General features: G+C 65.4%; 15 protein-coding genes. 8 read left to right on the forward strand and 7 right to left on the reverse strand.

Features of this window, described 5'->3' with window-relative positions:
- Positions 1-33: 33 nt before the first annotated feature.
- The 3 genes from CY652_RS02620 to CY652_RS02630 all read left to right on the forward strand — a co-directional run bounded on the left by CY652_RS02620 (position 34) and on the right by CY652_RS02630 (position 2,917).
- Positions 34-837 (forward strand): GntR family transcriptional regulator, encoded by an 804-nt coding sequence (locus tag CY652_RS02620; RefSeq protein WP_102129135.1) that lies wholly within the window; start codon positions 34-36, stop codon positions 835-837.
- A complete protein-coding gene (locus tag CY652_RS02625) occupies positions 834-1,640 on the forward strand; it encodes an NAD-dependent epimerase/dehydratase family protein (RefSeq protein WP_102129136.1) in 807 nt (268 codons plus the stop codon). Before CY652_RS02620 ends, CY652_RS02625 begins: the two co-directional genes overlap by 4 nt.
- A 212-nt stretch (positions 1,641-1,852) precedes the next feature.
- Entirely contained in the window at positions 1,853-2,917 is a 1,065-nt protein-coding gene (locus CY652_RS02630; RefSeq protein ID WP_180970378.1) for a LacI family DNA-binding transcriptional regulator, read from the forward strand.
- Between the two features lie 33 nt (positions 2,918-2,950).
- Here the strand turns inward: CY652_RS02630 and CY652_RS02635 are convergent, their stop codons facing one another.
- Positions 2,951-3,385 carry a VOC family protein gene (locus tag CY652_RS02635; protein ID WP_102129138.1) on the reverse strand — a complete coding sequence of 145 codons (435 nt, stop codon included), beginning with the start codon at positions 3,383-3,385 and terminating at the stop codon, positions 2,951-2,953.
- 179 nt (positions 3,386-3,564) lie between these two features.
- Between CY652_RS02635 and CY652_RS02640 the strand changes: the two genes are divergently transcribed.
- Positions 3,565-4,440: a LysR family transcriptional regulator gene (locus CY652_RS02640; protein WP_102129139.1), complete on the forward strand. Its 876-nt coding sequence runs from the start codon at positions 3,565-3,567 to the stop codon at positions 4,438-4,440.
- Positions 4,441-4,696: 256 nt separating this feature from the next.
- Positions 4,697-5,899 (forward strand): arabinose transporter, encoded by a 1,203-nt coding sequence (locus CY652_RS02645; RefSeq protein WP_102129140.1) that lies wholly within the window; start codon positions 4,697-4,699, stop codon positions 5,897-5,899.
- Positions 5,900-5,963: 64 nt separating this feature from the next.
- Here the strand turns inward: CY652_RS02645 and CY652_RS02650 are convergent, their stop codons facing one another.
- From CY652_RS02650 to CY652_RS23755, 3 genes are all read right to left on the reverse strand, one after another.
- Entirely contained in the window at positions 5,964-6,974 is a 1,011-nt protein-coding gene (locus tag CY652_RS02650; RefSeq protein WP_102129141.1) for a zinc-dependent alcohol dehydrogenase family protein, read from the reverse strand.
- A 106-nt stretch (positions 6,975-7,080) separates the two neighbouring features.
- Positions 7,081-7,698 (reverse strand): GNAT family N-acetyltransferase, encoded by a 618-nt coding sequence (locus tag CY652_RS02655; RefSeq protein ID WP_102129142.1) that lies wholly within the window; start codon positions 7,696-7,698, stop codon positions 7,081-7,083.
- Positions 7,699-7,749: 51 nt separating this feature from the next.
- A complete protein-coding gene (locus CY652_RS23755) occupies positions 7,750-7,983 on the reverse strand; it encodes a DUF2309 domain-containing protein (RefSeq protein ID WP_146010006.1) in 234 nt (77 codons plus the stop codon).
- Between the two features lie 30 nt (positions 7,984-8,013).
- Here CY652_RS23755 and CY652_RS02660 point away from each other — a divergent pair, with 30 nt between their 5' ends.
- From CY652_RS02660 to CY652_RS02670, 3 genes are all read left to right on the forward strand, one after another.
- Positions 8,014-9,168, forward strand: a complete 1,155-nt coding sequence (locus CY652_RS02660; protein ID WP_102129143.1) for an iron-containing alcohol dehydrogenase — start codon at positions 8,014-8,016, stop codon at positions 9,166-9,168.
- Between the two features lie 141 nt (positions 9,169-9,309).
- Complete coding sequence (locus tag CY652_RS02665; RefSeq protein WP_102129144.1) at positions 9,310-9,498, forward strand: hypothetical protein; 189 nt, start codon at positions 9,310-9,312, stop codon at positions 9,496-9,498.
- A gap of 540 nt (positions 9,499-10,038) precedes the next feature.
- Positions 10,039-10,254, forward strand: coding sequence for a DUF3820 family protein (locus CY652_RS02670; RefSeq protein WP_102129337.1), 216 nt, complete (start codon positions 10,039-10,041; stop codon positions 10,252-10,254).
- 127 nt (positions 10,255-10,381) lie between these two features.
- Here the strand turns inward: CY652_RS02670 and CY652_RS02675 are convergent, their stop codons facing one another.
- The 3 genes from CY652_RS02675 to CY652_RS02685 form a co-directional block, all read right to left on the reverse strand.
- Positions 10,382-11,035, reverse strand: coding sequence for a DUF4937 domain-containing protein (locus CY652_RS02675; RefSeq protein ID WP_102129145.1), 654 nt, complete (start codon positions 11,033-11,035; stop codon positions 10,382-10,384).
- Positions 11,036-11,464: 429 nt separating this feature from the next.
- A complete protein-coding gene (locus CY652_RS02680; protein ID WP_180970380.1) occupies positions 11,465-12,019 on the reverse strand; it encodes a GNAT family N-acetyltransferase in 555 nt (184 codons plus the stop codon).
- Between the two features lie 390 nt (positions 12,020-12,409).
- Positions 12,410-13,288, reverse strand: coding sequence for a LysR family transcriptional regulator (locus CY652_RS02685; protein WP_102129147.1), 879 nt, complete (start codon positions 13,286-13,288; stop codon positions 12,410-12,412).
- Between the last annotated feature and the right edge of the window lie 83 nt (positions 13,289-13,371).

Raw genomic sequence — 13,371 nt, forward strand, 5'->3', positions numbered from 1 at the left:
CGCTTTCTGTTTGAGTGCCTGCCGGGTTTGCGCATGAACGACGACACCCTGACGACCGAACGGTCCACGAATCCGCCTTCGCCGCCCACGGCGCGCGCCGCGCCGGCTCGCAAGCCGCGCCGCGCGGCGGCCGTGCGCGACCGCCATGCCGACGAGACCGCGCGCCAGGTCGTCGCCGAGCTGGAGGAGCAGATCGTGCTCGGCACGTTGAGCCCGCGCGAGCGGCTCGTCGAGGACGACCTGTGCGGCCGCTTCTCGATCAAGCGCCACGTCGCGCGCCAGGTGCTGGCCGAGCTGGAGCGGCGCGGGCTCGTCGAGCGGCGCCGGCACGTCGGCGCGCTCGTCAAGTCGTTCACGATGAGCGAGGTCGCCGAGCTCTACGCGCTGCGCGCGCTGCTCGAAACCGACGCGGCGAGCCGCATCGCGTTTCCCGTGGAGAGCGAGAAGCTCGCCGCGCTCGAAGCGATCCAGGCCGAGCACGACGCGGCGGCCGACGCGGGCGACCTGCGCCGCGTGTTCCGCGTGAACATGGCGTTTCACCACGCGTTCTTCGCGCTCGCGGGCAACGAGGTGCTCACGGGCGCGATCCGCGAATACGAGCGGCGTACCCACGCGATCCGCTCCGTTTCGATCGTTTTTCCGCAATACCTCGAAAAGTCGCGCGCCGAGCATCACCAGATGATCGAGGCGCTGCGGCACGGCGAGCGCGACCGGCTCATCGAGCTGTGCCGGCAGCATCTGCTGCCGTCGCGCGACGCCTATCTCGAAGCCCATCATCGCCGCGAACTCGCGGCGGCGGCCGGCCGAAGGCCGGCATCACCAGGAGACACCGAATGACACGGGTATTGATCACCGGCGCGGCCGGGCATATCGGCCGCGCGCTGCGTCAAGGTCTGCACGGCCGCTACGACCTGCGGCTCGCCGACATCGCGCCGCAGGCCGCCGCGCGCGAGCGCGAGGAGATCGTCACGGTCGACATTCGCCGCTACGACGAGGTGCGTGCGGCGATGGAAGGCATCGACGTGGTGGTCCACCTCGCAGGCATTCCCGACGAGGATAGCTGGCAGAAGATCCGCGACATGAACATCGACGGCTGCTACAACGTGTTCGAGGCGGCGCGCGAGGCGGGCGTGAAGCGCGTCGTGTTCGCGAGCTCGAACCATGCGGTCGGCTTCCACCGGCGCGACCGCCTGCTCAACGACGCCGTCGCCTTGCGGCCGGACAGCCGCTACGGCGTTTCGAAGGTGTTCGGCGAGGGCCTCGGCCGCCTCTACGCGGACAAGTACGGCCTCTCCGTGGCCTGCCTGCGCATCGGTTCGTTCCGGCCCGACGACGCGCCGACCGCGCCGCGCCATCTGTTCACGTGGATCAGCCATCGCGACATGGTGCAGCTCGTGCGGCGCTGCATCGACCACTCCGGCTATCACTTCCTGATCGCCTACGGCGTGTCGGGCAACGCGCGCAACCGCTGGGACAACGCGAACGTGCGCTGGCTCGGCTACGCGCCCGAGGACGACGCCGAGCAGTACGCGGCGAAGATCGCGGCGACGGGCCAGCTCGAGGACGAACGCGAAGCGCTTTTTCACGGCGGCTTCGGCTGCCTCGTCGAATTCGAGGGCGAGCTCTCGCGGATCGACTAGCGGCGCCGTTGCAAAGCGCCTGAAATCCGTCCGCTCCGGGCGACGGAGCGGAGGGGTTCGGCCTTCCGTCGTCCGGCCTGCCGCCGGCTGTTCGATGCGGCCCGATGCGGCTCGCCCGACGCCAGGGCGGCGTCGCGCGCCGGCCGGCGCGTTATAGTAGGCGCCGTGCAGGCGCCGCGCGGGCGCCTCGAGACGACGGGGCAGGGTGGACTTTGACGACAGAAGGGAAAGCAACCCGAGAGGGGAAGAAGCGCGCGCCGCGCCGCAAGTCGAACGCCGTTTCGGTGATGGACGTCGCGCGCGCGGCCGGCGTGTCGACGGCGACGGTCTCGCGCGTGCTGAACGGCCACAGCACGGTCGCGCCGGACTTGCAGGCCCGCGTGAAGGAGATCGCCGAGGCGCTCGGCTACACGCCGCACGCGGCCGCGCGGGCGCTCGCCTCGCAGCGCTCCAAGACGATCGGCGCCGTGATCCCGTCGCTCGAAAACCAGAACTTCGCGCTCGGCGTGTTCGCGCTGCAAAAGCGCATCGGCGAGGCGGGCTACACGCTGCTGCTCGCGTGCTCGTACTACGACCAGGAGGACGAGCTCAGGCAGGTCCGCGCGCTGATCGCGGACGGCATCGCCGGGCTTATGCTGGTCGGGCGCAGCCATACGCCCGCGCTCTACGAACTGCTCGAAAAGGAGCAGGTTCCGTTCGTCAACGGCTGGACCGTGGACCACGCGCATCCGTACGTCGGCTTCGACAACGTGGCGGTGGGGCGGCGCCTCGCGGAGTACCTGCTCGACCTCGGCCACGTCCATTTCGCCATGATCACGCAGATGACCCAGCACAGCGACCGCGCGGCCGACCGCATCGTCGGCGTGCGCGCCGCGCTGCAGTCGCGCGGGCTCGAACTGCGCCACGAGCACGTGATCGAGATGCCGCACCGGATCATCGAAGGGCAGATGGCGATGAAAGCGCTGATGCAGGGGCCGGTGCGGCCGACCGCCATCATCTGCGGCACCGACCTGCTCGCGATCGGCGCGCTGGCGGAGGCGCGCGAGGCGGGGATCGACGTGCCCGGCGAGCTGTCGATCGCGGGCATCAACGACGTCGAGTTCTCGAGCTTCACGACGCCGCCGCTCACGACGATGCGGCTCGCGGCCGACGAGATCGGCGCGCGCAGCGCCGACTACCTGCTCGCGCGCATCGAGGGGCGGCCGATCAGCTCGCAGAACATCGTGCCGACCGACCTGATCGTGCGCGGCACGACGGGGCGGCCGCAGGGCAAGTAGCCGTCGCGGCGCCCCGGTTTTTCGCGGCTTCTCTTACTTCGCGAACAGCGAGGCCATGTCGGCGAACGCCTTGAATTCGATGGCGTTGCCCGACGGGTCGAGGAAGAACATCGTCGCCTGCTCGCCCACTTCGCCCTTGAAGCGGATGTGCGGCTCGATGACGAACTTCACGTCGGCCGCGCGCAGCCGGCCGGCCAGCGTCTCCCACTGTTCCATCGACAGCACGGCGCCGAAGTGGCGGACCGGCACGTTGTCGCCGTCGACGGCGCTCGTGTTGCGGTGGCCGGCCTCGTCGGGCGAGAGGTGCGCGACGATCTGGTGGCCGTAGAAATTGAAGTCGACCCAGTCGGGCGAGCTGCGGCCTTCCGGGCAGCCGAGCAGTTCGCCGTAGAACGCGCGCGCGGTTTCGAGACTGTGGACGGGAAACGCGAGGTGGAACGGCGGCATCGATGCGGCTTGGGTGCTCATGATGGTAGTCCTTCGCAAGCGGGTGGGGAGATAGTCGCCGGGCCGTGCCGCGCGCGTCCGGGTGGCTTCGGCACGCCCCGGCCGGCCGGGATGGCGTCGATTTTACGATTCGATCTGTCGATGCAAAAGCGAAAAATTTATGGTCTGAGCATCGATTTTATCGATGTATTATCGGGCCCATGATTCGCGAGTTGCGTACCCTGATCGCCATTGCCGAGACCGGCACGTTCGCCGCGGCCGGCGCGCGGCTCGGCCTCACGCAGTCGGCCGTGAGCGCGCAGATCCAGCGGCTCGAGGGCGCGCTCGGCATGCCGCTCTTCGAGCGCACGCGCCGCGCGGCGTCGCTCAACGAGGCCGGGCAGCAGGCGCTCGGCGTCGCGCACGAGATCGTCGCGCTGTTCGATTCGCTCGTCAGCCATGGCGGCGCGCCGACGGCCGCGCCGCTGCTGCGCGTGGGCGCGATCGCCTCGGCCCAGCCGGTCCTGCTCACGCGCGCGCTCGCGCTGCTGCGCGAGCGGATGCCCGGCGCGCGGGCGCGCGTGGCGCCGGGCGTCTCGCTCGGGCTGCTCGGCGAGCTGAGCGCGGGCGACCTCGACCTCGCCGTCATGATCCGGCCGCCGTTCGCGCTGCCGCCCGAACTTGCGTGGCGACCGCTGCTCACGGAGCCGTTCGTGCTGGCGCTGCCCGCGCGCAGCCGCCATACCGACTGGCGCGAGGCGCTGCGCGACGAGGCGTTCGTGCGCTACGACCGGGCCTCGTTCGGCGGGCGGCTCGTCGACCAGTTCCTGCGGCGCCGGCGCATCTCCGTCAACGAGAGCCTCGAGCTGGACGAGATCGACGCGATCGTCGGCGCGGTCGAGGCGGGCATCGGCGTGGCGCTCGTGCCGCTCACGCATACGCATCGGCGCGGCCGCTTCGACGTGAGGACGCTGCCGCTCGACGCGCCCGGCTTCGCGCGCGAAATCGGCGTCGTGTCGCTGCGCGAGGGCGAGCGCGAATCGCCGGCGCGCGTGCTGGCCGACGCGCTCGAGGACGTGGCGCGCACGCTCGGCTGAGGACGCCGGGTTTTCGTGATTGCCGCGTGATTTCCGTTTTATTTCCCCCGGAGTTTCAGGGCTATGCGTTGACGCGGCAGGGGCGGTTTGCTACCTTTGCGCGTCGCATCCGGTGCTGGCCGGTATCCAGCCGTAAGCGTTCAACGTCAACCAACGCACTACCGGCCATCCGTACCGATACGGCCGGGGTGCGTGGTCGTGCCGGCACCCCGCCGTTTTCCGCGCGTGGCCCCTCTTTTTCGTGGGACTACCCGTCATGCCTCAAGAAACTTCTCCGCCCGCCGACGAAGACCTGGCCTTCCGCCGTCTCGTCCGGCTGACTTCGGCGCTCTTCCTGTCCTATCTCGCCGTCGCGATGTCGCTGCCGGCCATTCCTGTCTACGTGACGCGCGAGCTCCATTACGGCAACGCGTTCGGCGGCCTCGCGGTGGGCATCGCATTCCTCTCGACGATCCTCACGCGCAACTACGCGGGTAATCTCTCCGACCGCCAGAGCAGCAAGATCTGCATGCTGCGCGGGCTCGTCGTCTATATCCTCGCGAGCCTCATCTGCCTCGCGTCCGCCTGGCGGGGCTGGCCGCCCGCCGCCGGCTATGCCGTGCTGATCGCGGGCCGGCTGCTGCTCGGGCTCGGCGAGAGCCAGGTCATCGTCGGCACGGTCGCGTGGGGCGTCGCGCTGATGGGGCCGAGCCGCTCAGGCAAGGTGATGGCGCTCGTCGGCGCGGGCATGTACGGCGCGTTCGCGGCCGGCGGCCCGCTCGGCCTGCTGCTGTTGCACGACGTCGGCTTCGCAGGGCTCATGATCGCCTGTACCGTCGTGCCGGTGATCGGGCTCGCGATGATCCGGACCATTCCCGAGGTGCGCTCGCCCGGCGGCCAGCGCGAATCGTTCTGGCGCGTGCTCGGACGCATCTGGCGGCCGGGTGCGGCCGTCGGGCTGCAGGGCGTGGGCTTCGCCGGGCTCGGCGCGTTCATTTCGCTCTATTTCACGAGCCGCGGCTGGCCTTACGCGGGCCTCGGCCTGACCTGCTTCGGCGCCGGCTTCGTGTTCGTGCGCTTCACCTGCGGACATCTGCCGGACCGCATCGGCGGCACGCCCGTCGCGATCGTCTCGCTGCTGATCGAGGCCTGCGGGCAGGGCCTGCTCTGGATCGCGCCGAGCCCGGCGCTGGCGCTCCTCGGCGCGCTCCTGACGGGGCTCGGTTGCTCGATGGTGTTTCCGGCGATGGGCTCGGTCGTCGTCAAGCGCGTGCCGCCGCATCTGCGCGGCACGGCCGTGGGCGGATTCGCGGCGTTCCAGGACCTCGCGTACGGCATGACGGGCCCGGTCGTGGGCCTCGTCGCCGACTATCGCGGCAGCTATTCCGTCGTGTTCCTGATCGGCGGCTGTGCGGCCCTGCTGGGACTCTGGATGGCCATCGCCGCGCACCGGGAGGCGATGGCGCTCGCCCGCGAGTGAGCGGGCGAGGCGTCGGCGCAGTGGCTGGGCAGCCGGTGTGCCGTCGGCGGGTGCGCCTTCGCCTTCAGTGCGAGATGACGACCTTGCCGAGGAACGCCCGGTTCTCGAAGTGACGCCACGCGTCGAGCGCGCGGTCGAACGGGAACACCTGGTCGACCACGGGCTTGAGCCCGGTCGTGTCGACGACGCGCACGAGTTCCCGCAGGCCGGCCCGGTCGCCGACCGAGATGCGGTAGAAGATCCCGCCGCTGCGGAAAAACGCGTTGTAGCCGACGCCCGCGTCGGCGCCGTCGAGGAAGCCGATCATTACCACCTCGCCGCGGTTCGCGATGGCCCGGACCGACTGCGCGAGCGTGCCCGCGCCGCCGACCTCGACGATGCGCTCGACGCCGCGTCCGCCGTTCAACTCGCGGACCGCGTCGCCCCAGTTCGGCACCTCGACGTAGTTGACGACCGCGTCGGCGCCGAGCGCCTTGAGGCGTTCGGCTTTTTCCGCCGACGAAGTCGTCGAGATCACGCGCGCGCCGAGCGCTTTCGCGAGCTGCACGGCGAAGACCGAGACGCCGCCCGTGCCGAGCGTGAGCACCGTGTGGCCGGGGCGGACCGGATAGAAGCCGCCGAGCGCCGTCCAGGCCGTCAGCGCAGCGCACGGCAGCGTGGCGGCCTCCTCGAACGAGAGGTTCGCCGGTGCGGCCACGAGCGCCTCCTGGCTCACCACCTTGTATTCGGCGAGCCAGCCGTCCAGATGCGAGCCGTAGCTCTGCGAGCCGAGCGTGGCGGGCGGGGGACCGCCGAGCCAGCGCGGATGGAACGTGTTGATGACGCGGTCGCCGACCTTGAACAGGTCGACGCCTTCGCCGACCTCGGCCACTTCGCCGGCGGCGTCGCTGAGCGGAATAAGGCCGGGCTGCTGCACGCCGACGTAGTTGCCGTGCACCATCGCGAGATCGCGATAGTTCAGCGACGATGCGCGGATGCGCACCAGCACCTCGCCGCGCTGAGGCGTGGGCACGGGTTCGTCGTGCGGGGTCAGGTGGTCGATGCTGCCGGTCTGGTCGAAACGATAAACTTTCATCGAGTGCACTCCGGTGGTCCGGTTGAAAAAAGCGGGCGCTCCACGGTCAGGGGCGCTCGCCGCGATGTTCGAGGGGAACGTGTTGCTGGAAATCGGAACGTGGCGATCAGTCTAGCGCCATCGTCGGGGGCTTGCCGGCGGCGGCGGGGCGTGTTTCGTCGCCGGACGGCACGCGCGCCGGGGCGTCGAGCGAGTAGTGATATTCGTCGCTGACGGAGCCTTTGAACGCGTCGGCCTGTTCGACGTACCGGGCGACGGAAAAGCCGAGGGATTCGACCAGCCGGATCGAGGCGACATTGCGCGTATCTATTTCGGCATGGAACCTGGCGGTTCCGTAAGCGTCCCGGAGCGCCGGCAGGAGCACGCGCAGCGCTTCGCCCGCAAAGCCCTGACGCCGGCTTGTCGCAAAGACGAAGTAGGCTATCGAGGCCTCCCGCGATTCGAGGCCGACCGTCGCCTGAACGTAGCCGTGCGCCCGGCCGTCGGGGCCGAGCAGCGCCCAGTTCAGCCAGGCCTCGGCGCCGTCGGGCGAGCGGCGGCTTTCGAGCTGGCGATATCGGGACGCGAGTGCCTCGACGCTGGCCGGCGGCTCCTGCGGGATGTAACGGTAGCCGGCAGGATCGAGCAGACCGTCGAACATCGCCGCGGTGTGGGCCGCGACGAGGGGTTCGAGCTGGAGGCGTGCCGTCGAAAGGACCGACGAATCGAAAACCGTCGTGTTCAAGGGGCGATGTTCCGGGTTGATGTTCCGTCGGCGCTTCGTGCATTGGGTTGCTCAGTCTAGCGCCATCGTTGCGGGTTTGCCGATGCCGTCCCGCTCTTTGCAGAAGCCGTTTTTTTCGTGCCGTTGCGCCGGAAGATGCCGCCGCTCGCGGTCGTCGCAGAATGCGCCCTGTGCCGGGGCGCGCTCGCATGGCGCGATGCGCGTGCTGGCGCTGCAGAGATTTTTCATCCGGTCCAGAATGACGGTCCGGTTCGCCGGCGCTCTTCGGGCGGCCCGTCGTTTCATTGCTACACACCGCTACAAAAGGATTCCCCCATGCAAAACTTCACTTTCCGCAATCCGACCAAGATCATTTTCGGCGAAGGCCAGATCGCCGCGCTCGACGCCGAAGTGCCGCGCAACGCGCGCGTCCTGATCACGTCCGGCGGCGGCAGCATCACGCGCAACGGCGTGCTGGCCCAGGTGCAGGCGGCGCTCGGCGAGCGCGTGTCGTTCGTCTTCAGCGGGATCGAGCCGAACCCGACCTACGAAACGCTGATGCAGGCCTGCGCGCTCGCGCGCGAGAAGAACGTCGACTTCCTGCTCGCGGTGGGCGGCGGTTCCGTCGTCGACGGCACGAAGTTCATCGCGGCGGCGCTGAAGTTCAACGGCGAACCCTGGGACATCCTCGCGAAGCAGATCCCCGTCGTCGATGCGGTGCCGTTCGGCAGCGTGCTGACGCTGCCCGCCACGGGCTCGGAGATGAACAGCGGCAGCGTCGTCAGCCATCGCGCGAAGGGCGACAAGCTGTTCTTCGCGAGCGACGCGACCTATCCGCGTTTCTCGGTGCTCGACCCGACGACGACCTATTCGCTGCCGCCGAAGCAGGTCGCCAACGGCGTCGTCGATGCCTTCGTCCACGTCGTCGAGCAATACCTAACCTATCCGGCCGGCGCGCTCGTGCAGGATCGCTTCGCCGAGGGGCTGCTCCTCACGCTGACTGAGGTCGGTCCGAAGGCGCTGGCCGAGCCGCACAACTACGAGGTGCGATCCAACCTGATGTGGACCGCGACGCTGGCGCTGAACGGCCTGATCGGCGCGGGCGTGCCGCAGGACTGGGCGACGCACATGCTCGGTCACGAGCTGACGGCGCTGCACGGGCTCGACCACGCGCAGACGCTCGCCGTCGTGCTGCCGGCGATGCTGGGCGCGCGCCGGGACCAGAAGCGCGCGAAGCTGCTGCAGTACGCGGAACGCGTCTGGAACATCACGACGGGCAGCGAGGACGAGCGCATCACGGCGGCGATCGACGCGACCCGGGCGTTCTTCGAACGGATGACCGTCGCGACCCGCCTGCGCGACTACCAGATCGGCCGCGAGTCCATCGACACGCTGATCGCGAAGCTGCAGGAGCACGGCATGACGGCATTGGGCGAGCACGGCGACGTGACGCTCGACGTCAGCCGCCGCGTTTACGAGCTCGCGGTTTAAGCCGGGGAGGACGCGCGCCGCGAAACCCTCACCGGAACGCTCTGCGGCCGGCGAGGGGAGCGTGTCACCGGTTTGTCACTGAACGATTCCGGACGCCGTGTTAGCATCGTCCGCGACGCTACAACCTACGGGGAAATCTCCATGAATGTCGGTCAACTGGCGGCCAGCACGGCCATGCAGACGATGTTGCAAGGGGGAGGCCAGGGCCTCGCCAACGCGATTGCTTCGACCGGTCAGGCGGCGCTCGCCCTCGTGGCTGCCGAGGCGGCTGTGTCCTCGCAGGTCAGCGCGAATGGTATGGTGGGTAGCATCGTTAATACGTTTGCGTGATTTTGTGCGTGCCTGGCGCTGGGACGGGCTGGGTGTGGGGAATCGCGTCTGCGTGTTTTCTCCGCGCGTGGACATCTCGTAAGGCATGAAATGTCACTCGTCGCTTGAGCGGATCTATTCTGGGTCCGCTCTTCCCGTTCTTCTGATTCCTCCGGTTTTTTCGCGGTTTCCCGTTTATATGCGGCGACGCGAAAATCGCGCTAATGATCACGACCCAATGACCCGGTTCGCAGTGCGATAGCGGGCATTCGGCGGTCGATATATCTTTTTCCCGGTGGGGTTGGCAAAAAGCAGATCTCCTTGGTATATCTGGCCGATTGTTGACGATCTATTCAATGACGTCGACTGACGGCTCTTGACCGCGTGCCGCTCGACGCGAGAGCAGGGCGCCGATCGCCTCTCGCCCCCAGGCATCATCCATTGGGCTTCAGATCGTTATGAGCAGCCGGCTTCACGAGCTTCAGTCGTCCCGGTTTCGGCAGCACGCTGTGGAGCGCCGTGCCCGGAGTGTGGGAGCGAAAAGCCCTGCATAATATCCCCATGCAAGTCCAAGACCTTGAATGCCTTGTCACCGTCACCATGCCCTTCGGCAAATACAAAGGTCGACTCATCTCCGACCTACCCGGGCATTACCTTAATTGGTTTGCCCGCGAAGGGTTTCCGCGGGGCGAACTCGGCCGCCTGCTCGCGCTGATGCACGAGATGGACCATAACGGTCTGAGGGGCTTGCTCGATCCGCTGCGAAAACGCGGATAGTGCCAATAAGGCGCCATCGGCATAGCGCGCCGCGCCAGCTTTGACCGCATCGATCAGGTGTTTGTCGCCGGTGGTGTCGGCGGTAAGAGGCCCTGAGCGGTCTTTCAGTTTTCTCGGAAGCAGACGTTCAGGTAGCTTTAACCAACCCAGTAGACGGACGTAGCGTCCAACCGTACTCAAGCTGGAGAAACTCTCCCGCGATATCCGCCAAGTCATCTCGTGGGGCAGCCCGCTCGTATAGCCTCGGAAACGTGTCCTGCACATATTTTCGATGCGCTTCTTCGCTAGCCCAGAGCGACGCGACAAGAAATCGGTTGGAATCAGTTGTGTGTTGCGCAAACGATCCGGCCTGCATCCCGCTCGCCACCATACCGGGGTGCCACACATCCTTTTGCACCTCAACAAAATGAGGTTGCTTAGCTTTTTGAACTGAACAATCTGCGATACGTAAATGCATCGCTCGGGAAAGTGCGCCGGCAATCGAATCTATGTCCGTACCAGGCATACGCAGAATTTCAGAAAACAGGTCAATGCGAATCGAGTTATAGAAACGATGCTGCTGGTTCTTGCCCGCTACGTCGTCATGCGAGGAACTCATGAAAGAAGCATAAGCCTGTCGACTTTCCCAAAGACTCAGGATATGTGCCCGGTTTGCACTGAACCCACCAAACTGACAGACAAATCCTCTCGTGTCAGAAATTGCTTGCCACGCGCCTTGGGCCTCTGAAAACTCGACCCGGAGGCCGACCGGCACATCACAAGTGATCAACTTGATCAGCATACGCAGCGCCCCTTTTGTAAGCGGTCCAGTTCAGAAGAGATAACAGTCTGTCGTTACGACGATTTGAGCGTGATGGATAGACCCGGAATGCGAGATTGCAGTGCATCAACGAGTGTTGCGACCGCAGCGCGATCAATAGCCGCCTCTGTTCTGAAATCGATGATGGTGCCGGTCGTTTCCGTCGAGCCCAACATTATAGCTATATTCAACAATGCTGAGAGCAAGAAGTTCCGCACATATATCGGCCGGTGAAAGTTGCCGGGAAATTTGAAGGAGTTCGTCGTGGCTCATCGTGTCCCGCAATATCGCGTTGCTATATGAGTAACCTGCAGTGATCTTCCGCGATCTGGACCTCGGTATCGATCGTCCGCTCCTGGTCGGGGCCAGTCCGAATGCCCCGGCGCTCGCTGATACTAATCTAGCCTTGCATCATCCTTGAAGTTTCGAGTAAATACGCGTGTTGCGGAGCGTCCCGTCTGGCGCGACTCGTTCATGGCGAAGGACGCCTTCAAGATCCATGCCGATTCGCTCACAAAGTCGCCAGCTTTTTTCGTTCAGGTCATCGGTTAAAGCTTCGACGCGATATGCCTTGAAGGTCGAGAGCGCGAAGTTCAAAACTGCATCGACGGCTTCGCTAAACAACCCGCGCCCGGTATACGGAGTCCGTCCCCACCAACCGATTTCAAACGTTCGGTTCGTCCAGTTTGGCTTATGAAGCCCCCCGCAGCCAACCAGCACTTCAGAGTCGCGAAGCAGAAACAACAGTGGAAAATCACGTCTTGCAATGAAGCTGGAGGCCCCCGTTCGACAAAACAGCTCGGCGGCCTCGATGGACGGCTCATACATTGCCCAAGGTAACAGCGCGGGAAATTCTCGAAGTGCTTCGAGCGACTCGACTGTGGCCTGAAAGACCTGCTGACCATCACCTTGTCGAGGGGCACGAATAATCAATCGCTCAGTGTAAATCGCCTCAGGCAGATCCATCAGGATAGGTTGCACAGTCAGTTCTCTGCAAAGTAGAAATAAAAAAGGCGCCGTATTTTCGGCGCCTTGCTTGCTGTTTGCCCCAATCGAGACTGGGACATCTCGAGAAAGTGCTAGGAACGCAACAAACCGCCGCGTATGAGACATTGCGAGCGGCGTTGGTGAAAGTGAGCGGAGAAGTTGCTAAGTTCCATGGTTTATATGGTGGCAGATGTTTTTGGATTTGTCAGCAAACTCAGCATCATGGTTTGAACGACTGCTTTTGGCCGCACGGCGTCGGCCACTCCTGAGCGCAAGGCGGCCGGCTGCGACCAACCCAATTGGGTCCTTCGAAACCACAATCCATGAATGATCGCTTCCAATGGCGATCGGCTATCGATTTCGAGGCAGCTAACGCAAGCTCCACAATACGTCCAGAGCGTATTGCGTTGAGCGATCTACTTGCGCAACGTGCGCTATGCCGAGCTGCCGCCACATTGCGGGACGAAGCGCTCGGGTGATCACTCGTGCTTCTTGCGCCGGGGGCCTGTCACTCTCCTGTGGAAGAAGGGCGGCGCCATAGCCCGCGGCAACCAGGCTCCGGATCGCATCGTTGTAGTTGAGTTCAATCCGGGCCTCGGGCCGCTCTCCTGCCCTGGCAAACCATTCAGCGGTCAGGCGCGACAATCGGGTGGTTGAATCGTTGAGAATGAGCGGCCTGCCGGCAAGCCACTTCGGCGTTACGAAGGTCGGGCATTGCCATGTTGCTGGCAGGAAAGCCCTGATGGGGTCCCGCCGCCAGGGCTTGATAACAAGGCCAGCGACTGCCGGTTGAGGCAATGCGACCAGCCCGATATCCAATGCGCCGTCTGCCAGGCCAGTAAGGGTGTCCTGAGAAGTGAGTACGGCGACCTGGACATCGATTGAAGGGTGTTGTCGTGCCAGGACCTCCAGCGCCTGGGGCAGGAGGTGCGCCAGCACTCCGGTTGATGCTCCAAGCCGTACGCGGCCCTCCAAGCCTTGTACTTGTCGCTGAAGATCGTCCAGGGCCTGTTCGGTTTCAGCCAGAAGGCGTCTCGCCCTGAACAACAGTGCCTCGCCAACCGACGTAGGCCGGATGTTTCCCCGCTTGCGCGACAGCAATGGAGCACCAATACGGTCTTCCAGTTCCTGAACGTGAAGACTGACGGTCGGCGGAGCCAGATGCAGGATGCGCGCAGCCTCCGCAAACGATCCGTTATCCGCAATCGTTACCAGCGTGCGCAGGCGATCCAGGCTTATCTCTCTCATGCTGCCACTATCATTCAGAAAATATGAATACAAGATTCATTATATTCAACTTTTCATATCCATCCCACAGCCCGAATATTGGA

The organism is Burkholderia sp. WAC0059, from assembly GCF_002870125.1.
Lineage (GTDB): Bacteria > Pseudomonadota > Gammaproteobacteria > Burkholderiales > Burkholderiaceae > Paraburkholderia.